The organism is Fodinibius roseus (assembly GCF_900129315.1).
In the GTDB taxonomy this organism is placed as follows: Bacteria; Bacteroidota; Rhodothermia; order Balneolales; family Balneolaceae; genus Fodinibius; species Fodinibius roseus.
Genome location: NZ_FQUS01000013.1, coordinates 24336 through 49984 on the forward strand (window position 1 = coordinate 24336; position 25649 = coordinate 49984).

Genomic DNA, 25649 nt, shown 5'->3' on the forward strand with positions numbered 1-25649 from the left:
GCTAACAGAATTTGCAAAATTCACCTCTTCCAGTCAACAGCCGTTTCTAAGCGGCTATTCAATATCTGAAAAAAACCGTATTCTCTAATTAGTTATAGTCACCTGTTCTTCGGAGGATGCGGCCTGACAGATCTGATCGGGAACGTACAGCGGATACCGGTTGTAAATATTTCCGAATCAGGCTGCGTCTTTATCGTAAAGGTCCCTCCCATCAGCTCCACCCGGTGTTTCATAATCCGCAGCCCCATCCCCTCACTGTCTTTCTCAGCGGAGGAAAATCCAATTCCATTGTCATTGACCTCAAGGCACAACCGTCCCTCTTCTTCATTGATCCTGACGGAAATTCGATCGGCTCCGCCGTGGATCGCGGCGTTTTTAATGGCTTCCTGGGTAATATGATACAAATGCGTGGACAGCTCCCGGTTGTTGATGTGATTCAGGACACCGTTGGTTTCCAGGGTGCAATTTATCCCGTGAATTTTCTGCGACCGTCTCAATAAAAGGCGAAAAGCATGGGAAACGCCTTCTTCTTCTACGTCGATCGGGATAATATCGTGACTTACATTTCGAATATTCTCAATTTGCGTGTCTATGAGATTATTTATATCGGTAAGAATAGAAGAGGTTTCCCTGCGGATATCGACGGGAGACAGCTGAGCCTTCACTTCATTCACCAGTATTTTTATAGATACGAGTATCTGGGCCAGGTTATCGTGCAGGTATGCCCCGAGTTCCCACCGTTCCGAGAGGCTGTTGCTCAGAATTTCCCGCTGCAGCTGCGCACTTCTTTCCACCTCTTTGGTAAGCTGTTCCTCCACTTTCTTAAGCTGAGTTATATTCACGAACGTAAGTACGACCCCGTCCATCTTGTTGGTCACGGTGCGATAAGGGCGTATGCGCATAATGTATTGATGACCATCTTTATCTGACACCACCTCCTTAAGCGTTTCCTGGCTATCATTAATCCGGTCGATATCCTTCGTTACCGATACATAACGGAGCGTATGAGTAACATGCTTGAAAGGACGTCCCACATCAGCAGGAATCAGGTTAAAGAGGTCGGTAGCTGTCTCCGTATAAAACTGCACGCGGTTATCGCCGTCGACGAAGATAGTGGCAACATCAGTAGCCTCCATCAGGTTTTTGAAATTACTGTTCGCCTCATTAAGCTTTTTAATTTTATGTTCGAGCTCGGCATTTACGCTTTTGAGCTCCTCATTTACGGACTGCAGCTCCTCTTTGCTCGTTTCGAGCTGTTCGGTCGTGGATCTCAGCTCTTCATTCATCGACTGGAGTTCTTCGTTTGAAGCATGGAGTTCTTCAGTAGAGGTCTCGTACTCCTCAATAGTTATATGCAGCTGCTCCCTGGTGTATTCCAGCTCCCCCTCGAGGGCTGTGATAACATCCGACTCTTCATCAACATCTTCAGACGCTTGCGGATGCTCAGGAACTGACTCAGAGACTTCCATAATGATAATATGAATTAATCCCTCCGGGGCCCTCGGCTCGACTATCCTTCGAACGATCATCTTGCAAAAACGGGAAGCGCCATTACTCTTCAACTGTACTTTTCTGGAGCTGAGCGTGTTGCCATCCTGCTTCACCCGGAACAGCATCCGGCTGAGCACTTTGCGCAACTCCGGGACCACCATTTTTAAAATTTTCTGACTCGGTTCCCCCCCCGAATATTTGAGAAAATGATCAATGTCAGAAGTAGCATGCAGCACCTCCTGGTTTTTGTTAATTATGACACTGGCCGGTTCATACTGTTTGAACAGCAGGCGGTGGTGAAGATCCTCAATACTGAGCTGCTGTGCCGTCTTCCTCTTTTTCGACCGGGAAGAGGTAAAATGAAGCCCTTCTGTGGAAAGGGGATAACGCGGGAGGCGGATTTTGGATTTTGATACGGTGTTTTGCCGGTAGATCGGGTATTGGCTGTTAAAGGTGTCAAACAGTTCTGTGGCTTCCAGGATAGAATCCGACATCCCCAGGAACAGCCATTTCTCCGGTTTCAAAGCATAGTGGAAAAGGTTAAACACCTCCGACTGCAATTCGCGATCCAGGTAAATCAGGAGATTCCGGCAGCTGATCAGATCAAGCTTTGAAAACGGGGGGTCCTTAAGCAGGTCATGATCCGCGAACAGCATCATGCTGCTTATCTCTGGTTTAACCCGGTACATCATCCCCTCTTTGACGAAATATTGTTGAAGCCGCTCCCTCGTGATATCAGCTGCTATAGACGCCGGGTACCGGCCTTTGCGGGCCGTATCCAGCGCCTCTTCATCGATGTCGGTAGCAAAAAGCTGGATTGCAGGGGAGCTTTCGAGGGACCGGGCATACTCATGCAGCAATATGGCCAGGGAATAGGCTTCTTCACCCGTCGCACACCCGGGTATCCATACACGCAGGCTGTCTTCGGAGGCCTTGCCTTCAAAAAGTCTGGGGACAACCGTCTCCTGCAGCTCCCGGAAAGCCTCCCGATCCCGGAAGAAGTTGGTCACACTGATAAGCAAATCTTTAAATAGCGCTTTTATTTCAGGAGGATGCCGGCTGATGTACTCCAGGTAGGCGGGGAGCGTGCGTATCCGATGTACCCGCATGCGACGCTCAATCCTGCGAAGTACCGATGATTGTTTATACCGGGCAAAATCATGCCCCGTTTTTTCATTAAGTTTGGACAAGATATCCTTCAATACGTGGGTTTCACTTTCCGGCAGCTCCCCTGAATCCGGAATGGCAATCTGCTTAAGACTCTTCTTATAGTTCATCAGCTGGGCCGAAATCTCCTTCACAGGCAGGGTCAGGTCCACCAGTCCCGTTTGAAGTGCACTGCGCGGCATGCCATCATACCCCGCCTCTCCGGGTTCCTGGATTATCACTATGCCTCCATATTCCTTAATCGTTTTTAGCCCGATGCTGCCATCGCTGCCCGTGCCGGATAATATGACACAGGCTGAATAGTGGCCTTTGGCTTTACCGAGCGAACGAAAAAACCGGTCAATCGTCGTAAGTTGTCTATTATTCTTTTCACTGTCGGCAAGTACCAGGTGCTGATCTTCCACGGTCAAAAGACTGCCCGGCGGAATAACATAGATATGATCCGCTTTTATCGGGGTTCGTCCGCTAACCTGCTGTACCGGCATGGAGGTATGTTCCTGAAGCAGCCTGGCCACGCTGCTCTCATGATCAGGCGAAAGGTGTATAATGACGACAAATGCCATACCCGGGGAATCCGGCATCGCTTCGAAAAAAACGCGAAGGGCTTCGAGTCCCCCCGCGGAAGCACCGAGCCCGACGACCAGGGGCTCTTCATTCTGAGTTTCATCTTTCGAATGTAGTATCATTAAAACCGGTAATCTGCCGTTTTCGATTCAAAGAAGAGAAGGCATGCTCCCTTTATGAGAGCCTCTGGACCATAAGATAACAAAAAAATGACTTATCTACATGATACAGCAAAAAGGCTGACATATTTTATTACAATTTCACAGAGTAAAAATCGCACTTCTGTAGTATATTTGTTATACTATATTATATAAATTAGTACGTATAAATATGACTAACTGCTACATTAGGAATAGATTAGCTTCCATCTTGTGGTAATGGCGGGGCAAGAACATGCAGAGTAATGAAAAAGGTTTGAGGGTAATTATCGAAATTACCTGTAAAGATAGATTTTGATCGAACCCTTCGTTACTTAACATCAAGACATCATAAATCAAGAACAATGATAAAAGTAATTATAACAGATGACCATCCCCTGATACGCGAAGGAATAAAGAACGTAATTCAGGGAGAAAATGATATAGAAGTGATTGGCGAAGCTCAAAACGGTCAGGAGGTCATGGAGCTCCTGCGAAAGGAAATACCTCATATTTTACTTTTAGATATCACCATGCCCGGGAAAAATGGGCTCGATTTGCTGAAACAAATCAATGAACTGTATCCCAATATGCGAGTGCTCATGTTAAGCAACCACCCCGAGAAACGGTTTGCCGTGCGAGCGTTGAAAGCCGGTGCATACGGGTATTTAAATAAATTAAGCTATTCTGATGAATTGATAAAAGCGATTCGTAGAATCACCTCCCAAAACCGGAAATACATCACCGATGATGTGGCCGAACAGCTGGCTTCACAGGTCGATATCACCAATGGAAGCCTCGTACATGAAAAGCTGTCGGACCGGGAATTCCAGGTTTTATGCATGATTGCGTCGGGCCAGTCAGTTTCGGAGATTGCGGAAGAGTTCTCGCTGAGTCCCCAAACCATCCACACCTACCGGACCCGTATCAAGGAAAAGATGAACCTGGACTCCAATGTGGAGATGACTCGCTATGCTATCGAAAACGACCTGATTGACAAATGAATGACTGCCATATCAGGCAGAATCATCCTGGAACCATTGTACATTAAATTCATACAAGACATTAGGGCATAACATCAATACATTATTATCTGTTTTTGCAATCACCTGAAAATCAGGTCAGCTGAATCCGCCTACATAAGAAACCCCGAAAATAATCTTCTCAGAACTGGAAAATTAACAAGCCAGCGTGAGCTTGGGCTTTGGATATATGATTCTTACATATACATATACATTAGGTATCTGTAGAACCATACGTACTTATCCCTCGCAAACTCATTGTTAAACGGTACGGTGGAGAAAAATGATTAAAATAATTATTGCAGATGACCATCCCCTGATACGTGAGGGAATAAAAAAAGTCATTCATCCGGAAAAGGATTTGCACATAATCGGGGAAGCTGAGGACGGACACGAAGTTCTGAATCTCCTGCAGCAGGAGATTCCTCATATGTTGATTTTGGATATAACCATGCCCGGGAAAAGCGGTCTTGAGCTACTGAAACAAATCAATGAGCAGTACCCAAACCTCCCGGTACTGATTCTGAGTGTTCACTCCGAGGAACGATTCGCCGTTCGTGCCCTGAGGGCCGGCGCCTACGGATATCTGACCAAGTCAAGTATTTCAGAAGACCTGATAAAAGCCATCCGCAGGATTGCCACTCAAAGACGAAAATATATTACGCCTAAAGTGGCTGATCAGCTGGCTTCGCAGGTTGATGCCAACAAAAAAGCCTTGCCGCACGAACAGCTTTCAGACCGGGAATTCCAGATCTTTTGCATGATTGCTTCGGGTCGGTCCGTGACGGAAATTGCGGAAGAGTTCTCGCTTAGTCCCCAAACCATCCATACCTACCGGACCCGCATCAAGGAAAAGATGAACCTGGACTCCAATGTAGGGATGGCCCGTTATGCTATTGAACACAATCTGATAGAATAGGCATACCTTATCTTACAAAATCGAAAAAGAAATATAGATAGCTTATCCCTGTTTCTTGATACTTTTACACATGAGACAAAACCGCCAGGCTATCGAATTTCGATACCAGCCCAGGGTCCTCCTAAAGTAAAAAATGCGGGATAGGGCCTGTTTCTTTTGAACAACCTCCTTCCACCGTAAGCTGGGGAAAAATAGGAGCCTATATTTTTCACAGCCTCGCAGCATACTATTCATGGGAGCTACTGGATTGTTATATGACAACTATCTTTAAAAAATAGTACATAAAATCCATACCGCATACTATTGTATCAGTATTCAGATCGTTTAATATTAAATAATCAGGTAATGCTCGACGGTTGGCTTACAAATCATCATACAGCTTTTATATAGCTAAAAATGTTGTTGCGATAAAGATGCCTTCCGGAAAACTCAGCTTTTGAACGTAATACCAAGGTTTATGATCCCGTGAAAGGAACTATGATTCACCATATCCAATATCAGCGATTATTAAATCAATCTTTATATAACCGGGCAATGAATAAACAAAGGGTGACGAAAAGGTTTGAATGCAAATAATACGCTACGAACGACAGAACAAGATTACAGTCATTCAAACCATTGATAAGCAGGTACGGTAAAAAAATGATTAAAATAGTTATTGCAGATGATCATCCGATAATACGCGAAGGAATTCAACGAATAGTTGAAGGAGAAAATGACTTACAAATAGTAGGAGAAGCCGAGGACGGTTATGAGATTCTGGAGCTCCTCGAGCAGGAAAAACCTGATATTTTGGTCTTGGACATTACGATGCCCGGCAAAAGCGGTCTTGAAATACTGAAGGAGATTAATGAACGGTATCCCGACCTGCCCGTACTGATTCTAAGCGTTCATTCCGAGGAACGGTTTGCCGTTCGGGCCCTGAAAGCCGGCGCCTATGGATATCTGACCAAATCAAGCATTTCAGAAGACCTGATAAAAGCCATTCGTAAAATTGCCACTGAAAACCGAAAGTATATCACCTCCGAAGTGGCCGAACAGCTGGCCTCTCAAGTGGATCTCAACCAGGAAACCTCCAGACATGAAAAATTGTCGGACCGGGAATTCCAGGTTTTATGTATGATTGCATCAGGCAAAACCGTAACGGAGATTGCGGAGGAGTTCTCGCTGAGCCCCCAAACCATCCATACCTACCGGACCCGCATCAAGGAAAAGATGAACCTGGGCTCCAATGTGGAGATGACCCGCTATGCTATCGAGCATAACTTGATAGAATAGGTGGATAGGGCTTCATACAACTCATTTGTCACATATGCTGTAAAGGCTTTTGAAAAAACCGCTCTTTCACCCAATCGTTTCATTTTGGCGCATTTAAATCCTCCCTCGTGGATAACAGGCTGTGGTTTTACATGCGCTCAGTCTTAGATCATGCGCTCAGTCTTAGATATAGAACAAAATTCCTGTTTCTTCAAAGGCTGTTACATTGTTTTATGACATGATAATTTTAAAAAATAGTACAGCATAATACCAATAACTACTATTTTTATTTAACCGGTAGCTGTCTACATTTATAACAGAGAAAAGAGGAAGAGAGAGAAATCAAGCGGGTACAATAACAGAACTGAAAAAGAGAGAGGCAAGTCTGCTTAGACTCAGGCTCTTAAAGATACGGGGGACACAGACCCCGTATCTTTTTTTTGTCTTATATCAGCTATTCTTCCCTTCTATTTTTTGATCGGGAAAGAAGCTTTAAACAACCGGTGTTTTTTTGTTCACAATCAGGGCTATCGGGGTTGGAAACGCCGCATATATCCCCCCGGAGACCTTTACCATCTGATAAAGAAGGTATTGGTCAAAAACCGACTTTGCAAGTCCTCCCTTAATTCATCCCGTCATAAATAATATTACAATTATTCTTCAAAAATTGTACCCATAATTTATAATTACTCCTATTAATAGTTTAATAAAAATAGAATATGTTAAACAAGACATGGAACAGAAGGGGAAGGTGACTCAGGCGGGAATAGTGAACACTCAAGTTAGTTTAAACAAGAATACCTTTTGAATTGCCGGATTTTCGCATACCCCACCTGACAAATCATGCAGTACATTATTGAAGTGACCAATATTATAGATGTTTAACTAAAAAAGTTACAAGAGATGAAAGAAGAAAAATCATTTAAGAAACCTGTTTTTGTTACTCAGAATCCTGAAATGGAGAACTTGATTCAAAAAATTAAATTGGTGGCTAAAACCGGTGCCACCCTATTGGTTACCGGCGAAAATGGTACAGGGAAAGAAGTTATGGCTCAGTTATTTCATTATCACAGCGTGCGAACGCATAAGCCTATGGTTACCATCAACTGTGGGGCCATTCCTTCTGAACTCGTTGAAAGCGAATTATTTGGTCATGAGAAAGGGGCCTTTACCGGCGCCCACGCCCGCAAAAAAGGGTGCTTTGAACGGGCTCACGGGGGAACGCTTTTTTTGGATGAAATAGGGGAAATGCCCAAGCCCATGCAGGTCAAATTACTGCGTGCAGTTGAACTCGGCTCATTTCGAAGAGTAGGCGGAAGCGAAGAGGTACAGGTGGATGTTTCGCTTATTTCGGCGACTAACAAAATATTGACAGAACAAGTAAAATCGGGGGATTTCAGGGAGGACCTGTACTACCGTATCAACGTGATCGAGCTTTATGTCCCCCCGCTTCGGCACCGTAAAGGTGATATTCCGCTATTGGTTTCCCACTTCACAAATCATTTTGCTCAAATGTATAAATTAGAGGAACGTATCTTCAGTGATGAATGTATGAATCTCTTTCTGGATTATGACTGGCCGGGCAATGTTCGGGAGCTGCGGAATGTCGTTGAACGATGCATTGTATTATCAGACGGGAAAACCATCGATCTTAGTTCTCTCCCTTCCCACATGCACAAAAACCAACGCAGCTATCCGGTTACCAGTAGCCATTCTGCAAAGAATATCATGCAGATCCCGGTTGGAACGGATCTGAAAGAAGTCGAACGGAGAATAATCGCCGAAACGCTTCATTTTGCAGACAATAATAAGACCGAAGCGGCCAAAATATTAAATATTGCCAGGAAAACGCTTCATAATAAACTGGAAAAATACGAGACAGAAAAGGCCAATACTTAATAACAAAGGTTTCTTGCTTTTGGGATTACCTGTATTTTTATTTATACGAGGCCTTTGAAAAACCAGGGGGTTTGTTCATGACCGACCCCTGAGCGATTTTAAAACCGCAGTGTATAGGCTACAGGTGAAGATATTGAAATCGCGAACATATAAGCGATGGGCAAAGCAACGGTTTTGCAAAGGTCTCTTAAAAAAACTTACGGCTCAAGGCTACTGCACCTTGCTTCCCAGCCAGTTATGGCGGAACTGTTTGATCTCTTCGGTTATCTCCCGGCCGGCCTGTTCGTATAGTACCACCTCCATAGCCGGATTTTCAGCCAGTCGAATAATCCCTTCCTTTTCCTCGTTCAGCGAACGATACACGATGGGTAATTGATCTCCCGCCCGGTGCTCTTTGAGCAATTGCTGCAATTCGCCGGCATTGGAAACAGAGGTCCCGCCGATGGAAATAATTACATCGCCTTTATCCAGGCCGGCCCGGTAGAGCGGACTTCCGACCCGGGTCCGACGGGCAACCACGGTCTTACCCTGTTCATATGCTAATTTGGCAGTCCCGAAACTGACTACGGGCTGCAAAGTATCCGCAGGCTGAAGCAACAATCCGGCCTTTGCCAGTAATGGTTTCAGATCAACATGGCGCCCCCTGTATATATGACGATCGAAAAATTGTTCTGCGAATTCCGAGCTCTCAGTCACTTCGGCCAAGGTCTGCTCCAGATCAGAAATCCGGTAAGGCTCTTCGGTCTTGCCATATTTTTCCCACATCCGCCGCATAAAATCATCAAGCGTAACATCCACGAAGGTCGAGCGCAATGTTAAGTCCAGCCCCAATCCGAGGACAGCCCCCCAGGAATAATAGGAGATAAAGGTATTGGACTTGTTTTGGGCATCGACCGAGGTGGCGGCGTCTACAAAAGGGGCCTGCCTGCTCATCTCAATAGGATTGTAGTAGCTGTTCCCGGGTGAGTTAAGCACATAGTTCAGTGTCCCTGCCCAATCCGCGGCATATTTTTGGTCCGAAATAAGACCCGCCCGGCGTATGGTCAAATCATCATAATAGCTTGTAAACCCTTCTGCAAACCAGAGGGCGCCGGAGACGTTGACATCCATAAAATCAAAAAGCTCCAGCGACCGGGGACGAATACGCTCCACATTCCAGCTGTGGAAGAACTCGTGGGAGAGGGTATACAAATTTTGCAGGGCATCGTCTCCTTCCAGGGGACGTCGACTGGTCAAAATCGTGGAATTTCGATGCTCCATGCCATCGCCATACACATACGGCAGATAATCGGCAATAAAGGTATAGCTGTCGTAGTCAAAGTTAGCCGGCTCGCCGTAAATCGCAATCTGTTCGGCTACTACTTTTTGAGCCATCTCCGCATAACGGTCGACCTCCTCCTGTGTGCCGTTGTGATGCACGGCCATGCGAATGGTCTGTCCGGTCGTATCGCCCGGGGCCTCCCACTCGGCGATCATGTGATTGCTCAACTCCACGGGACTATCCAGGAAATAATAATAATTGGGGGCCATAAAGGTCATCGGCACATCGGTCTCCTGAAGCTGAGTAGCCGCTTTCCATTCGGAATTTTTCGGGGGATGAAAGGCAACGGTGATGGGCGTGTTGGGTAAATTCGGCGCCCAGACAAACGAAGCCGGTATATTCAGGTGGGCATGCTGCTCGTTGATTCCCACATAAGTGCCATCGGCGTGATCCCCAAACAGCGTATACTGAAACTTCACTGTCCCGTCATGACCGTTAATCTCCCAGTGATGCAGGTCGGGACGCGTAATATCGAGGGTGTCGCCCCTGCTGTTGGTCGCTGTAACACTATATACATTCTTGGCAAATTCGTGCAGGGCATACCGTCCGGGGGAGGTCCGGCTCATCGCCAGCGTAACCACCCCCGGAAGCAGGTTCTTCATGGTAAGCGTGATTTCCGCTTCATTATGAACGGCATTGGGAAAGCGCACGTCATAATGAAGCGAAGGCTCCTGGTCAGATCCCGGCTGACAACCTGTAGCTATAACGGCAACAGCCCATAAAAGAACCAGTTTTTTAATATATGTATTCCAAAGTCGTACCATAGATTTCCGTATATAGCTATTTTTCATCTTTATCTCTAAAAGAACTTTTACAAAAACCGTTCTTTGGCCTAATACAGGCGTTACCGGTCGGTTGAAATCCTCATATATGGGCTATGTTATGCGATTCTAACCGTCCCCCGGCCTTGAACAAAACACCTGGTTCTGCAACTCCTTTTCTGACCGGTTAAAAACAGTCGTCTATAGTTGTTCCGACTGCCGCCTGTTTTTCAGTATGCCAAATTTAAATTAATTCAGCAATTTATTTGACCCTTTGCCTTAATGAATGTCGCCCGGCAATACCAAATGTAATGCCCATGTACTCTTCCGTCAGGTCACTATATTCTGTTTCCCACAGCCTCTTTCTCTATTAACCCGGACTATCCACCAAAAAATTTACCCGCGTAATAGTTATTACCCAATCATTCGTGAATAATTCGGGTTAAGAAGATACCCGGTTTTGCAAAAAGGGGAGAATATCTTCTCTGAGCAGATCAAATACCGGCTCTTTGTAGGATCGGGACTGATCGGCGTTTTGCAGCGAGCCGGTTAATACAACCACCGCATCGAGTTCGGGGATCAGAAAGATATACTGTCCGCCAAATCCCCAGGCAAAACGAACCTGAAACGCGCCGACCGGTTTTTTCCACCACATATAACCATAGTCATAGGGGTTGAAGTTACTGCGGGTATAGGTCCTGAAGGAATCCTCCAGCCATCTTTCCGAGACAATCTGTTCCCCCCGGAAGCTCCCGCCATTCAATACCATCTGCCCGATTTTCATCATATCCGCGGGACGAAGCGCCAGGTTGTTCCCTCCCATGTAATATCCCTGCGGATCGCGGTCCCAACCGCCTGCAGCAATATCCATGGGATTAAAAAGATATTGTCGGGCAAAATCACGCGTACTCATGCCCGCTGCCCGGGTTATAATAACGGAAAGCAGATGAGAGGTTCCGGTACTGTAGACCATATCTCCTCCGGGCTTCGCCTCCATCGGCTGATCCAGTGCATACCGCACCCAGTTGTCGCTTGTCACCCAGCGGCCGTAGTTATGGAAGCTGGTGGTTTCGAGTCCGGCCCGCATCGTCAGCAGATCTTTAAGCGTGAGGGCCTGCTTTACCGAATCGGGATGTTTTTCAAAATATTCCTCGAAAAACGGCCCGATCGGCTGGTCGACCCCCGATAAAAAATCGTGATCTATAGCAATGCCCACCAACAGGGAAATAATACTTTTGGAGGCCGACTTTATGTTGGCGTGCCCGGATGCCCGCACTCCGTTAAAATATTCCTCGCTGAGCAGCTGCCCGTTTTGCTGAATCAAAAGACTCGTAACGGAGGGAATATCAGAAGCCCGCTTGTTGATTTCCTCGATCGAAAAAGCATTGGCCTGGGCCTCAAGGTGTTGTGAGGAAGACAAGCCACCAACGAGAACAAGAATTGCTCCTATAGCTATCTGCTTTATATTTATATCCATAACTGCTGTTTTTATCACCATTCATAGAAGTCTTCGGAAAACCAGGATTTTGGACAAAGTCAAGGCCATAGAGAGTTTGCCCTCGCAGTATATCCCCCCATATGTGAGAATTTCAACCAAGCGATAACGCCAACATTGGCCAAAAGAATGGTTTTGCAAAAGCTTCTCATAATACTTTTAAATTCACACTCCCAAGAGATAGTTCCCCGATTTTTCCGCGTTAGGGAGGCACCATCAGCTGTAGGAAAACGTAGCGATTACTTTACAGAAATAGGTTGGTAATCTTTTCGAGTCAGTCCGGAATGTTACTGCCCATACCCATTAGCCGTAAGTGGCAGGCACATCGGGAAGAATGCTCTTGGCAGTTTTTACACCAATTCAAATAATTTTTAAAGACTCAAAAGACCAGGAGATGCAGACGGAGTAAAGGAGGCCACCGCATCCGAAACTTTCGACTTTGCCTGATGTAGGACATTCATCCATGAACAGAATACCGTATCAGAAGGATGAATGATAGAACATTTTTTTATGAAGTAGCAAAAATAACATTTGTAATCCCCGTAGTTTTCTATATTTTTACGATTTAATTTTAAACTTTTTACAAAACGCTGTGATTGTTGCAATTCCCAAAGAAACGGCCGAGTATGAAAAACGCGTAGCCCTTGTCCCGGAGACGGTTAGCAAGCTTACGGACATGGGACTGGATGTTATGCTTGAAAAGGATGCCGGCCTTGCTTCGAACTATCTTAACGACGCCTATCAGGAAGCCGGAGCAACGATAAAAAATGATCGCACAGATCTGTTCGCTTCGGCTGACCTGCTCATCAGTATTCAGACGCCCCCCGAAGAAGATCTCAGGCGCCTGCCGGAAGGGAGCATCCTTATCTGCTTTTTGTGGGCCCTGCAAAATGACGATGCGGTTGAACTGCTCAAATCCGGTGGCATTACGGCCCTGGGAATGGACGCTGTGCCCCGCATTTCGCGGGCGCAAAATATGGATGCGCTCTCCTCAATGAGTTCCATCGCCGGCTATAAGTCAGCGCTGATGGGCGCCAATGAACTGGACCGCTATATGCCCATGATGATGACCGCCGCAGGAACGATTGCCCCGGCCAAGGTGCTGGTGCTGGGAGCGGGCGTAGCGGGACTTCAGGCTATTGCTACCGCCAAGCGACTGGGAGCGGTGGTTGAAGCCTTCGATATTCGTCCCGCCGTGAAAGAACAGGTAGAAAGTCTCGGTGCTACCTTTGTGGAAGTACCCGACCTGGATGAGGAATCGGAAACCGAGGGGGGCTATGCCAAAGAGCTGGCGGAAGACGAACAGGAACGCCAGCGGCAGGTTATCCACGAGCATGCCAAAAAATCGGATATTATTATTACCACCGCCTTGATTCCGGGCAGACCGGCGCCGCTGCTGGTGACCAAAGAGATGGTTCACGACATGCACGCCGGTTCGGTCATTGTTGACCTGGCTGCGGAACAGGGCGGTAATTGCGAGCTTACCGAAGCGGGAGAAACAACCCTTGTGAATGAAGTCAAGGTTATCGGTCCGTTAAATATCGCGAGCATGCTGGCCTACCACGCGAGCACGCTTTATTCCAAAAATATGTGGGCCCTCCTGGATCACCTCCTGGAAGAAGGAAAACCCCACTTCGATTTTGAAGATGAAATCACCCTTAACACGACCATCACACATCAGGGTGAGATCATCAGTCCCATGCTGAAAGACAACTAAAATGAACAATTAGGAATCATGCCATGCTGAAGTTATTTCAGCAGCTGTGTTGCATAGTACAGAAACCCTGCACGCACGCTATTAGGTTCGGGATGGCTTTTTTTAAAGAGCAAAATAACTACTCTACTTATGTCAGGTCTTATATTCAATCTCTTTATTTTTGTGTTAGCTTCCTTTATAGGATTCGAACTCATATCCAAAGTACCGCCCACCCTGCACACCCCGTTGATGTCGGGCGCTAACGCTATTTCTGGTATTACTATTATTGGCGCCGTGGTGGTAGCGGGACAGGTGGAAAGTGAAATTGCTCAGATTATTGGGTTTTGTGCTATCGTATTCGCAACCATCAACGTAGTCGGCGGTTTCATGGTCACCGATCGCATGCTTGAAATGTTTAAGAAAAAAGATTGAAATAAATAATGAGTCACTTTTTACCCTCCGGCATTCAGAATATGTTACCCGATATTATTCAACTTGTCTACCTCCTGGCGACCGGTATCTTTATCATCGGCATCAAACGCCTGGGGTCCCCCGCCACGGCGCGTTCCGGCAACCAGCTGGCCGCCCTGGGGATGTTTATCGGTATTGTCGTCACGCTTTTCGACCAGCAGATTATCAGCTTTGATTATATCATCGGTGGCATCCTGCTCGGATCCGCTATCGGTGCTTTTGCCGCCAAAAAAGTTGAAATGACGGCCATGCCCGAAATGGTGGCTATTTTTAACGGTTTCGGGGGTGGTGCTTCCGCGCTTGTGGCCTGGGGAGAACTCAGCCGGGTGGCGGACCCGACCATACTTGCGGGACAGGATCTTGTTACTATCGGGCTCAGTATCCTGATCGGTTCCATCACCTTTACCGGCAGCTTCATCGCTTTCGGGAAGCTCCAGGGCTTCATCAGCGGCAACCCGGTTACCTTTTCGGGGCAAAATTTCTTCAATGCGCTGCTGACAATTGTCAGTTTGGTATTGGTCGGCTGGCTGGCCTTTGACCCGGCGAATCAGCTGATCTTCTGGATCCTCTTCGGCATCGCCCTGCTGCTGGGAATGATGACGGTCCTGCCTATCGGCGGCGCGGACATGCCGGTGGTCATTTCACTGCTCAACTCGTACTCCGGACTGGCGGCTTCGATGGCTGGTTTTGTGATCAATAACAACCTGCTGATTATCAGTGGTGCCCTGGTCGGGGCGGCGGGACTCATTCTCACCAACATCATGTGTAAGGCAATGAACCGTACGCTCGGCAACGTGCTCTTCGGGGCCTTCGGCGGCGACAACAGCGACAGCGGCGGTCCGGCTGCAGACACCGATAAGACGGTTCGCGAAACGACGGCCCAGGATGTCGCCCTGCAGTGTGCCTATGCCGACAAGGTGGTGATCACGCCGGGGTACGGATTAGCTGTGGCCCAGGCCCAGCACGTACTCAAGGAAGTGGTGGATAAACTCGAAAAGAAAGGAGTGGAAGTGAAATACGGAATTCACCCGGTGGCGGGACGCATGCCCGGACATATGAACGTGTTGCTGGCGGAAGCGGATGTGCCGTATGACCAGCTGTATGACATGGATCAGATCAACCCCGAGTTTAAGTCCACGGATGTGGTGCTTGTTATCGGCGCCAACGACGTGGTTAATCCGACGGCCAAGACAACCAAGGGTAGTCCCATCTACGGCATGCCTATCCTGGATGTGGATGAAGCGAAGCGGACCATCGTCTTCAAGCGCAGTCTGAGTCCCGGTTTCGCCGGTATCGACAATCCCTTGTTTTATGTGGAAACCAACCAGATGTTTTTCGGTGACGCCAAGGAAACCCTGCAGGATCTCTCGCAGGCCCTGAATGAAGTGTGAATCACCAATAAATATCGACAGCCTGGGAGCGGGCCTCAAAAAAGAATAGCTTTTATGGAGGAACAGGCTGCTCGACCAGAGAAAATAGTTCCGAAAAGAAGCAGCGCTACCGCTATATTATGTTAAAGGATTTAATCTTGTTCTTTATCCTGACTATATGTGCGCATCGCCTTTAAAAAACAGAGGCTGGCTAGTATCCCACAGCAGCTGAAGACCAGCATCAGTGCTTTAGCGGGACCATAGGGACCGGTGAACACCGCATCCATGAGCCAGCCGGCCAGCGGGGGACCCACCCCAAAGCCGACGACACTGATCACAAACAGGTACAGTCCCCCCGCCTGGGCCCGCATATCGGGCTTCACCAGGTATTGCAGGATGGCCGCAGCAACGCCGTTATAGGAGGAAGAGATCACATTGGCCAGACCGATGAGCATAAACGCCGTGGTTGCCGACTCCGCAAAAAGCCCGAAATAGTAGAGGGGAAGTCCCGCCAACCCGGCAACGATGCCCATCACAAAACGGCGGGAGGCATCCCATCGCCTCGCCATCCAGTCGGCCATTTTCCCGGATGCCACCACACTCAGTCCCGTAGCCATCATAAACCAGCCGTACTGCGGCACCATTGAGCTCGCGCCGTGGATATCTGTCAGCACAATACCGATAAAACCGAGAATGGTATACCCCGTGAAGGCCAAAAACGAAAAGCCCAAAAAGTGATAACGCACCGTTTTTTTGTGGAGAATATACCTTATGACCTCCCGAAAGCTCATCACCGTATTATAACGCCTGCCGCCCTGCGTAATGCCTCGCGGCAACTCCCGTATCACCAGCCAGGCAATGGCTGCAAGCAGCAAGCCGGGCGCCCCGACCACCCGCAAAGCCATACGCCAGTCGTAGGCCTGGGCAACAGTGCCTCCACCGAGGAAAGCCACGCCGATGCCCACAAAAATACCGGCGGCGTATATAGAGAAAACCGTGCCCCGCTGCGAGGAATGAAAATAGTCGGACAGCAGGGAGTATACGGCGGGACTCAGGGCCGACTCGCTGATACCCACGAAAAAACGGGCGACTATCAGAAAGGTAAGCGAAACTGCGTAGCCGCTGACCAGGGTCATAAGGCTCCAGACCAGCAGTCCCCCTACAATCATGACTCTGCGGGAATAGATATCGGCCATTCGCCCCATCGGAATCCCGCAGACCGCATATATCAGGGAAAAAGCGGTGCCGTACAGCAGCCCTACCTGGAAATTACTGAGCGACAGTTCCTGCTGGATCTGAGGGGCCAATACGGCAATAATCTGCCGGTCCACGAAGCTTGAAATATAGATCAGGGTCAGGAGTCCCAGTACCCCCCAGGCGTAGGGACTCGAGACCAGTTTCCGGGCCTTTGATTTTTCTGACGACATGTAATTACCTGTGTTCACCTTCCGTTCCGCTATTAAAATGATACGGAAAGTAAGATAATTTGACCGAGGAATGCCACTTTATCCGTTACCGGAACCGTCCCTACTGATCGTCATTCAGAAGCTCACTGCGCGATTTCAGCACATCCTCATCCCATTGTTCTTTATTTAGGCTAAAGATATACGGGAAATCAGGGCTGGCGGCCAGGTAGATGGTGGTATCCGCTTCCGATTCCCTTAGGCGCAGCTGGTGCTGTGCTCCCCCCGTCAGAGTCAGACGGACAGCATACTTTTCTGAGCCGAAGGCATCCCTGGCAAGCGAATCGACAAAACCGGAAGCCCGGAGGGATGACAGGTGCCGTAGGATAGGGCTGACGGAGGAATAGGAAAGAGTATCGCTGCCGGAGACCCAGTTTTTTTGACGCTCTCCCTCTGCCCGGTCAATGACAAACGAACTGTCCGCCGGGTAGCTGAAACTTAGCTGCGAAATATTCGATCGGTCAACCTCCCACACGGTCTTCTCCCGCCACTCCTCAAACTCCCTGCCGAAGGTGGACTCCAGCAAGCCGTCGACCGCGTAAACCGCATCTTCGCGATCCAGGCGAACATAATTATTAAAGGACTGTTGTCCCCCGCTCTGGGGAGCACCGACGTAGATACTGCTTAACAGCTCTTCGCCGTTATACAATGATACCTTAATGCCCGTGGAGTCGACCCGGTAGCGGGTGAACTTTTCGGGATCACGGGTTGCCACAGCGGTCACATTCATATCGTTCAACCGGCTGATCGCCCCGCTCACACGGGAGGCGTCCGCCGGGTGCGACTGCTCCGAAGCATGGGAAGAGATCCGCCACTGCTGTTGATCCTTCTCCAGGGTCAGCGGTCCCCCTGAAGGCGGCGCGATCACAATCCGGGTCACCTGACTGGTATCGACCGAGACCAGCTGCGAGCGAAATACTTCACTGGCCTCTGGTCCCGACGACCATTTTATAGCGGCCGTCAGCAGGAATAAAACAATAAAAATGGCGGCAAGCGTTTTGGATGCGTTCGTCATAATCGGATCCTTTTCTCCTTTTTAAATTCCTTCCTCAATCCATTTTCTGCGCCGGGTCCTTCTGCGCTGGTACCGGAAAAAGCCATAACCAAGTATCAGCAGAATAGGCAGAAACAGATTCAGGTATTTTAACATGGTCTTTGTACGATCGGATAATTGCATCAGCGAGCGGTCGGTGACCTGCTGTGTTCGCAGGTCGATCAATCCGGTATCGTCCGCCAGCCAGTCAACGCTGTTGACCATCAGACTGATATTATCAGCCGGCAGCTGCTGACTGCGCTGTTGCGGACCATTAATCACAAAATCGCCATCCCCGATCACGATGATGGCGCTGTTCGTGCTTTCCCGAAGGGGCACGTCCACCGAATCGACTTCGGCAAAGGCCGAACGAAATGTACCCTCAACGGCGGCCGCCAGGGGAAGGTGAGATTGCATGAAATCCCGCTCCGTCCAATTCTGGCGGGGATTTAAGTTAAAGCGTCCCTGTGCAACGCCTGACCGTTCAGAACTGGAGGCCAGCACAGACAGTGACTGGACGGAATCGATGCGTGCGGTATCCAGCGAAGAGACAAACTGGAACATGACCGATTCCAGTCCCGCGCTGACCGGGTGATCGGAAAAAGTCGTCACCTGCGGGATATACGGGTACTGCACATTATTCATAACCTGGAACCCTCCCAGGTTTTGCTGTACCTGGATGGCGCTGGCGCTGGCGTCACGAATCAAATTAGGCTGCACGGGAATATTATAGGCGGCAAGGAGCCTGTTGACACCGGTATTTTGAGGCATCGCCATTCCGCGCTGCATCATTGTCCGAACCCGGTTAACGGCAAATACAGCATGTCCCCCCGACATCAGGTATTGATCAATGGCAACAAGCTCGTTCTGAGAAAGTTCCTGCTCCGGCTTTATAATCAACAGGCTCTCGATATCGGCCGGCACCGATGTAGTGTCCAGTCCCGACACCTCAACCAGCTCGTATCGCTGTTCCAGTTCACCGACCAGCTGCTGCATCTGCTGTCTGGGCGGCTCTCCGTGTCCCTGCAGCAAACCGATCCTGGGTTTGTCTTCAATCGTGAGCTGTTTGATCTTGCTGGCAATAGTATATTCCATCGATCCGCCGGGCTGTACGAACGGTACCGCTTCCTGTTGGCCCCGGTACGAAAAAACCACCCCGAGATAGGCCCTCTTCTGGGAAACCTGGTCCTGCTCGCGGATATCAAGGGTTACCGGTCGCACACCCGCCTGCTGGGCCTCCTGCTCGGTAGCCTGGTCCTTGTTGGGGTTCACAAATTTATATTCCAGGTTATCGTCAGAATAGGCCCTGAACTCCTCCAAAAAGTTCAGCAGCTCACTTCTGACCCGGTTCAGATTGGGTGGCATGTTCTCCGAAAAATAGGCGGTTACCGTCACCGGGTCTTCCAGCGATTCGGCGATATCAATACTGGCCTGTGAAAGGGTATACCGGTTATTTTCCGTAAGATCGAGCCGCACGACCAGTTCTTCAGCCAGCACATTCGCGGCAACGGCGATGCCGACGATCAACAGAAGCTGAATACCCGCTTCTTTCCGGTTCTTTAAAAATCCCGCAAATATAGTACTTGTATTATTCATTGCCAGGCCCTCCGTTTAATTGAAATAGTCGCACTCAGAAAGCCGAGTAAAATCAACGAAATAAGATAGACAATATTAGACAATCCGATGACTCCCCTGGACATGGTTTGGTAATGTTGATTCAAACTCAAGTACTGCGTCACGCCGGCAAGGCTATCCGGCAGAATCACGGCCAGCTGTGAAAACAGCATCTGGAAGAAAAAAGCAATAAACAAACTCACGATAAAAGCCACAATCTGGTTGCTGGTCAGACTGGAGGCAAAAATACCTATACTGGTGTAGACCCCGCTAATCAGCAGCAGCGCAATATACCCGCTGATGGTCGCCCCGTGATCGACGGGGCCAAGGCTGGCCAGCGTGATATAATAGGGCAGCGTCAGGGCCAGTGAGATAGCCACCAGCAACCAGGCGGCCATCCATTTGCCCGCCACAATCTGAAAGTGGGAAATAGGCTTGGTGGCCAGCAGCTCCATCGTTCCCGATCGCTCCTCTTCGGCCACCATCCGCATCGTGATGGCGGGGATAAAGAAGAAAAGCGTCCAGAAAGCGACATTGAAAAAGCTCGAAAGCGAAGCCTGTCCCACAAAAAAGATATCTCCTCCGCCCATAAGCCAGGTAAAAATGCCGCTGAGTCCCAGGAACACCACGAGCATAATATAGGCCATCAGCGAATCGAAGAAGGCGTTAATTTCTCGTTTGCAGATAATCCAGATATGATTCATAGGGTTGGTATCTTGTCATTCGTATTTGCTTCACACTGCCATTGATCTTAGAAAGGCTAATCTTCCGTCAGCTCACGGAAAATATCTTCAAGGCTCGACTCAATAGGGGTCATTTGCGTCAGAATCCAGCCCCGCTGCACACAATACCTGAAAATTTCCTCCCTCGAATCCATTCCCGGTTCCGTGCTGACCATCCAGCCACTTTCGCCATTTTCCGCCGGATGCACCTCAGAGACCGAAGATAATTTTGTAAGAGAGGAGGCCACTTCATTCCCGTCCTCCTTGAATTGTACCAGAAGCTGCTTGGCCCCTTTGGCACGCTGCCGGAGCTCCCCGGTGGAACCATCGGCCACTATGCGTCCCCGGTTAATAATCAAAATACGATCGCAGGTAGCCTCGACCTCTTTGAGAATATGAGAGCTGAGCATGACGGTTTTTTCTTTGCCAATCTCTTTGATCAGCGACCGGATTTCGGCAATCTGATTCGGATCCAGACCGGTGGTCGGTTCATCCAAAATAAGCACGTCGGGGTCGTGAATAAGTGCCTGGGCCAGTCCCACCCGTTGACGATATCCCTTGGAAAGCTCCCCGATATATTTGTGCCGCTCCGGACCTAATCCGCACAGGTCAACCATCCTGCGCACGGCTGGCATGATCGCCTCCTCTTCCATATTTTGCAGCCGGGCCGAAAGTCTCAGATAATCCACAATCGACATATCCGTATAAAGGGAGGTATGCTCGGGCAGGTAGCCTATACGGCTGCGCAGTTCCCTTGAATGATCAAAAATATTATATCCGTTAAGGCTCACGCTCCCCGAGGTAGGACTGATAAAACAGGTGATAATCTTCATGGTGGTACTTTTCCCCGCGCCGTTGGGACCCAGGAAACCGAGAATTTCACCGGTTTTAACTTCGAATGATATATCGTCTACAGCTTTTTGTCGGCCGTACTCTTTTGTAAGATTAGATATAGTAATATTCATAAAACTAACATTTTTCAGGATGTCAGGAATATGTATACTCCGATAACCACTCCGAACAAATATATTTTTTTTATTCGTTTTATTAAACTCGCCCGAAAGAAAAATATTGTATTCCTCCTCACTCTTTTTGATTTTCAGTAAAAATAAATTCCGACAACCGATTCCCCGCATGCCAAACGTAAAACTGTACGACGATCTGCCAAAGCTTCCTCAAAAAACGGAGCAAGAAAAAGCGCGGGCCCGGGAAATACTGAATGCCCTGTACGAGCACTATCCCGACCCCCATTGCGCCCTGGTTCACCGCAACGCATTTGAGCTGCTCTGTGCAACCATCTTAAGCGCACAGTGTACGGATGTGCGGGTCAACAAAGTGACCCCGGAACTGTTTGAGGCCTATCCCACGCCCGAAGCCATGGCCGAAGCGCCCATTCAGGAGCTCGAAGAACTGGTGCGTTCCACCGGCTTTTACCGCAACAAAGCAAAAGCCCTGAAAACCTCCTCCCAAACTATTGCAGAAGAACACGGCGGGGAAGTTCCCCAAACGATGGATGAGCTTCTGGAGCTTTTCGGGGTGGCCCGCAAGACCGCCAACGTGGTGCTGGGCAATGCTTTTAATATTAATGTGGGTGTGGTGGTGGATACGCATGTGCGCCGGTTTGCCAACCGCTACGGGCTGACCGAAGAAAAAAAGAACACGGACAAAATCGAACGCGATCTTATGGCGCTGTTTCCGAGAACGTCATGGACGGATCTCTCCCACCTGATCATCCATCACGGCCGAAATGCCTGCAAAGCCCGTATCTCGGAGCCGCCGGATCATCCAGTCTGCAAAAAATATGGAATAAACTGCAAATGCCGGCAAATGAGAAAGGAGTAACATGCAGAGAAATAACCCTTCCTTTACAGGTATCACAAAACAGAGACCGGATTCACAGCCTCCTTGTTGCATAGTCCTCTTTCTTTGCTGCGCGCCTCAGTGATACAAAAAAAGTCAATGTCCATGAGTAACGATAATATTTTCAATTCAAAAACCAATCCTATTCCTCCACTCCGGCCCGACCTGGAGGTTGTTCCCATCCGGGAAAACGGCAACGACTACCTGTACTTTCACGATCAGCGCCAATACGCAACCTCTGATTTAGCGCTCCGCCGCGAGATTGAATCATTGCTCTCGCTTATCGACGGACATAAGAGCATTAACGACCTGGAATCCTATTTGGGAGAAGATATCAGCAAAGATGAACTCTTGGACTTTATCAAATTCCTGGATAAAAACAGGCTCCTTTATTCTGACTATTTCAAAACATATGCAGATAAAACAGAAAACAACTACGAAGAACGCTCCGTCCATTCATCCGTCACCGCCGGACGTTCCTATCCCTCTGATCCGGACGAGCTGGCGCCCCTGCTCGATAACGCTTTTGCCGGCTGTGAGTCCGCAGCCAGCGAGTCTCACGGATCGCCCCGGGCCCTGTATGCCCCGCATATCGATCCACAGGTAGCAATGAATCGTTATGCGGAAGCGTTTGCAACTATCAAGGAGATCAAACCCCAGCGAGTCGTTGTATTGGCAACCGCTCATTATGCCGGTTTATACCCGGACCTCTATGAAGATCATCCCTTTATTTTAGTAAACAAGGATTTCGAACTTCCGCTGGGAGATATCAAATGCGATCGGGAAACCGTCAATAAGCTCAGCAAAGCCAGCGATTGCGGTATAACGCTCCGCGACCGTGCCCACCGGATGGAGCACAGCATCGAACTGCCCCTGCTCTTTCTCAGCTATCTCTGGAAACACGATTTTACGGTGGTCCCCTTTCTCGTTTCGGGCCTGCAGGAGCTGATGTATATGGAAGAGGGACATCACGGGACCTTGGTCGAGCGTTTCTCGACGCTATTGGCCGATGAATTTACAGAGGATGAAGAGACGTTTTTCCTAATCAGCGGCGACCTGTCTCATTTCGGCAGGAAATTTGGCGATGAGGAGGCCGCCACCGCCATGTTTGAGGAAGTGGGGAACTTCGATGAGCAATTCCTGGAATACGGGGTCCGGAATGATCCTTCCGGAATGCTGCAGCTGATCTCAGAGGATCTGGATCCGTATCGCATTTGTGGATTTCCCCCGCTCTATACCTTCCTGAAGAGCATGCCCGGACTGAAAGGAACCAAACTAAACTATGACTTGTGGGATGAGCGCGAACGAAAAAGCGCCGTCACCTTCGGCTCTATCCTTTATTCAGTGAAAAAATGAAAGAAGCCTTTGTAAAACCGTTCTTTTGGCCAATGGGGCTTCTATCGGTCAGTTGAAATCCTCACATATGGATGATATGCTGCGAGGACAACCTCCCCGGGGCCCTGACCTTGATACAAAATTCCCGGTTTTTCAAAAGACTTCTGAAAGCTAAAATTCGCCGGCTCCTGCAGCTATCATTTTTAATTGAGTAGTTTTCATTTAGTAATACTTAATTTATCATTCCACAATCTCCATTTTTTCAGCGAAGTAGGCCGTAAAATCGCGCATATCCTCGGCCATGGCCTCTTCTTCCGTGGCATTTTCCAGGGTTTCGGCCATCGTGACCAGTGTTTGATGAAAAAATACTTTCATCTCCTCTTTGGTCATCTCCTTGGTCCACAGGTCCAGCCGCAGCGTATCCTGCTTTTCCGGATCCCACATCGAGAGAAACATCGCTTTACAGTTGGCTATCCCTTCACCGGCCTTGTCTGTGGCGTTCCAGTCAATTTTTTCGGGAATGTTATTGTCATCCAGTTCTACCGTGATACTAATTTCTTTTTTATTCTGCGCCATCGTTTAATTCATTCTTGGACTTTTTGTAATTCCAGCCGCTAAAGGCTTAATAAAAAGGCCTCATCCATTGATATACCATGAATGAGGCCATAAATCACAATTTTACATGCTATTAGTAGCGATAGTGTTCGGGCTTATAGGGTCCCTCTTTGGGGACATCAATATATTCTGCCTGCTCATCCGTTAACTCTTCGAGCTCGACACCAATCTTCTTAAGATGCAGCCGCGCGACCTTTTCATCCAGGTCCTTCGGCAGCACGCTTACGCTCAGGTCAAAATCCTCCGGACGATTCCAGAGCGCAATCTGGGCCAGCGTCTGGTTGGTAAAGCTGTTCGACATCACAAATGACGGGTGACCCGTAGCGTTCCCGAGATTCATGAGGCGTCCCTCTGAAAGCAGAATCACTTCCTTGCCGTCTTCCAGCCTGAAGAGGTCCACCTGCGGCTTGATGTTATCGCGCTCAGCATGTTCCTTGAGCCAGGCCACATCAATCTCATTATCAAAGTGACCGATGTTTCCGACAATCGTCTTGTCTTTCATCATCTTGAAATGGCGTGCGGTAATAATATCTTTATTCCCGGTGGCGGTCACAACAATATCGGCTTCTCTGACGGCATCCTCCATCTTTTTGACTTCGTAGCCATCCATCGCCGCCTGCAGGGCACAGATGGGATCAATTTCCGTTACAATCACGCGGGCACCGCCCCCGCGAAGCGAAGCGGCCGAACCTTTTCCTACGTCCCCGTACCCGGCTACGACCGCAACCTTGCCGGCCAGCATGATATCGGTAGCCCGCTTAACGGCGTCAACGCATGATTCCCGGCAGCCGTATTTATTATCAAACTTCGACTTGGTGACCGAATCGTTAACGTTGATAGCCGGGGCGCCAAGCGTACCTTCCTTCGCCATTTTATAGAGTCGATTCACGCCCGTGGTCGTTTCTTCGGAGATGCCACGAATGCCGTCGAGCAATTCGGGATAGTCCTCATGAACCAACTGTGTGAGGTCTCCCCCGTCATCAAGAATCATATTCAACGGTTCTCCGTCTTCAAAGAAGAGCGTCTGCTCCACACACCACCAGTACTCTTCCTCGGTTTCGCCCTTCCAGGCATATACCGGAACGCCACTTTCTGCAATAGCCGCCGCAGCGTGATCCTGCGTGGAAAAAATATTGCAGGACGACCACTGAACCTCTGCTCCCAGCTCTACAAGCGTTTCAATGAGAACGGCGGTTTGCACCGTCATATGGAGACAACCGGCTATGCGAGCGCCCTCCAACGGCTGCTGGTCGGCATATTCTTCACGAAGTGCGATCAGCCCGGGCATCTCTGCTTCAGCCAGGCGAATCTCTTTACGGCCGTAATCGGCCAGGCCAATGTCTTTTACTTTATAGGGTAGTTTCTCTTTTACTTTCTGTGCCATAGAAATTGATACTTGGTTGTGTTAAATTTCAACTGCTAAAATACGGCTTTAAG

General features: G+C 48.7%; 19 protein-coding genes. 9 read left to right on the plus strand and 10 right to left on the minus strand.

Translation table 11 applies throughout. The features are described 5' to 3' along the window. Nucleotides 1–98: 98 nt before the first annotated feature. Nucleotides 99–3344 (minus strand): CheR family methyltransferase, encoded by a 3246-nt coding sequence (locus BUB16_RS12480; protein ID WP_073064727.1) that lies wholly within the window; start codon nt 3342–3344, stop codon nt 99–101. Between the two features lie 380 nt (nt 3345–3724). On the opposite strand from BUB16_RS12480, the gene BUB16_RS12485 reads away from it, so the two are divergent. The 4 genes from BUB16_RS12485 to BUB16_RS12500 all read left to right on the plus strand — a co-directional run bounded on the left by BUB16_RS12485 (nt 3725) and on the right by BUB16_RS12500 (nt 8456). Then, nucleotides 3725–4363 (plus strand): response regulator, encoded by a 639-nt coding sequence (locus tag BUB16_RS12485; RefSeq protein ID WP_073064730.1) that lies wholly within the window; start codon nt 3725–3727, stop codon nt 4361–4363. A 301-nt stretch (nt 4364–4664) separates the two neighbouring features. Continuing rightward, entirely contained in the window at nt 4665–5300 is a 636-nt protein-coding gene (locus tag BUB16_RS12490) for a response regulator (RefSeq protein ID WP_073064733.1), read from the plus strand. Nucleotides 5301–5942: 642 nt separating this feature from the next. Continuing rightward, nucleotides 5943–6578, plus strand: coding sequence for a response regulator (locus BUB16_RS12495; RefSeq protein WP_073064736.1), 636 nt, complete (start codon nt 5943–5945; stop codon nt 6576–6578). An 882-nt stretch (nt 6579–7460) separates the two neighbouring features. Beyond that, the gene (locus BUB16_RS12500; RefSeq protein WP_073064739.1) at nt 7461–8456 is read left to right on the plus strand and encodes a sigma-54 interaction domain-containing protein; all 996 of its coding nucleotides are present in this window, start codon (nt 7461–7463) and stop codon (nt 8454–8456) included. A 210-nt stretch (nt 8457–8666) separates the two neighbouring features. Here the strand turns inward: BUB16_RS12500 and BUB16_RS12505 are convergent, their stop codons facing one another. Together BUB16_RS12505 and BUB16_RS12510 are read right to left on the minus strand one after the other, a co-directional pair. Then, nucleotides 8667–10541: a M61 family metallopeptidase gene (locus BUB16_RS12505; RefSeq protein ID WP_073065103.1), complete on the minus strand. Its 1875-nt coding sequence runs from the start codon at nt 10539–10541 to the stop codon at nt 8667–8669. 439 nt (nt 10542–10980) lie between these two features. Further along, nucleotides 10981–12015: a serine hydrolase domain-containing protein gene (locus BUB16_RS12510; protein WP_073064742.1), complete on the minus strand. Its 1035-nt coding sequence runs from the start codon at nt 12013–12015 to the stop codon at nt 10981–10983. 610 nt (nt 12016–12625) lie between these two features. Between BUB16_RS12510 and BUB16_RS12515 the strand changes: the two genes are divergently transcribed. The 3 genes from BUB16_RS12515 (at nt 12626) to BUB16_RS12525 (ending at nt 15591) form a co-directional block, all read left to right on the plus strand. Beyond that, nucleotides 12626–13750 carry a Re/Si-specific NAD(P)(+) transhydrogenase subunit alpha gene (locus tag BUB16_RS12515; RefSeq protein WP_073064745.1) on the plus strand — a complete coding sequence of 375 codons (1125 nt, stop codon included), beginning with the start codon at nt 12626–12628 and terminating at the stop codon, nt 13748–13750. A 129-nt stretch (nt 13751–13879) separates the two neighbouring features. Beyond that, nucleotides 13880–14161, plus strand: a complete 282-nt coding sequence (locus BUB16_RS12520; RefSeq protein WP_073064750.1) for an NAD(P) transhydrogenase subunit alpha part 2 — start codon at nt 13880–13882, stop codon at nt 14159–14161. 8 nt (nt 14162–14169) lie between these two features. Continuing rightward, entirely contained in the window at nt 14170–15591 is a 1422-nt protein-coding gene (locus BUB16_RS12525; RefSeq protein WP_073064753.1) for an NAD(P)(+) transhydrogenase (Re/Si-specific) subunit beta, read from the plus strand. 131 nt (nt 15592–15722) lie between these two features. Here BUB16_RS12525 and BUB16_RS12530 read toward each other — a convergent pair whose 3' ends face one another. The 5 genes from BUB16_RS12530 to BUB16_RS12550 all read right to left on the minus strand — a co-directional run bounded on the left by BUB16_RS12530 (nt 15723) and on the right by BUB16_RS12550 (nt 21367). Continuing rightward, on the minus strand, nt 15723–16997 hold the full coding sequence (locus BUB16_RS12530) for a spinster family MFS transporter (RefSeq protein ID WP_073064756.1): 1275 nt from the start codon (nt 16995–16997) through the stop codon (nt 15723–15725). A gap of 100 nt (nt 16998–17097) precedes the next feature. Then, nucleotides 17098–18048, minus strand: a complete 951-nt coding sequence (locus tag BUB16_RS12535) for a DUF4340 domain-containing protein (RefSeq protein ID WP_073064759.1) — start codon at nt 18046–18048, stop codon at nt 17098–17100. A 21-nt stretch (nt 18049–18069) separates the two neighbouring features. Beyond that, nucleotides 18070–19662: a GldG family protein gene (locus tag BUB16_RS12540; RefSeq protein ID WP_073064762.1), complete on the minus strand. Its 1593-nt coding sequence runs from the start codon at nt 19660–19662 to the stop codon at nt 18070–18072. After that, on the minus strand, nt 19659–20384 hold the full coding sequence (locus tag BUB16_RS12545) for an ABC transporter permease subunit (protein WP_073064765.1): 726 nt from the start codon (nt 20382–20384) through the stop codon (nt 19659–19661). The genes BUB16_RS12540 and BUB16_RS12545 overlap by 4 nt, the downstream gene beginning before the upstream one ends. Nucleotides 20385–20440: 56 nt before the next feature. Then, nucleotides 20441–21367, minus strand: coding sequence for an ATP-binding cassette domain-containing protein (locus tag BUB16_RS12550; RefSeq protein ID WP_073065106.1), 927 nt, complete (start codon nt 21365–21367; stop codon nt 20441–20443). 169 nt (nt 21368–21536) lie between these two features. Between BUB16_RS12550 and nth the strand changes: the two genes are divergently transcribed. Together nth and amrB are read left to right on the plus strand one after the other, a co-directional pair. Continuing rightward, entirely contained in the window at nt 21537–22244 is a 708-nt protein-coding gene (gene nth / locus BUB16_RS12555; protein WP_073064768.1) for an endonuclease III, read from the plus strand. Nucleotides 22245–22367: 123 nt separating this feature from the next. Continuing rightward, entirely contained in the window at nt 22368–23618 is a 1251-nt protein-coding gene (gene amrB, locus BUB16_RS12560) for an AmmeMemoRadiSam system protein B (protein ID WP_244545695.1), read from the plus strand. Between the two features lie 219 nt (nt 23619–23837). On the opposite strand, the gene gldC is transcribed toward amrB, so the two are convergent. After that, a complete protein-coding gene (gene gldC, locus BUB16_RS12565; RefSeq protein ID WP_073064773.1) occupies nt 23838–24173 on the minus strand; it encodes a gliding motility protein GldC in 336 nt (111 codons plus the stop codon). A 112-nt stretch (nt 24174–24285) separates the two neighbouring features. Beyond that, nucleotides 24286–25596, minus strand: coding sequence for an adenosylhomocysteinase (ahcY, locus tag BUB16_RS12570; RefSeq protein ID WP_073064775.1), 1311 nt, complete (start codon nt 25594–25596; stop codon nt 24286–24288). Between the last annotated feature and the right edge of the window lie 53 nt (nt 25597–25649).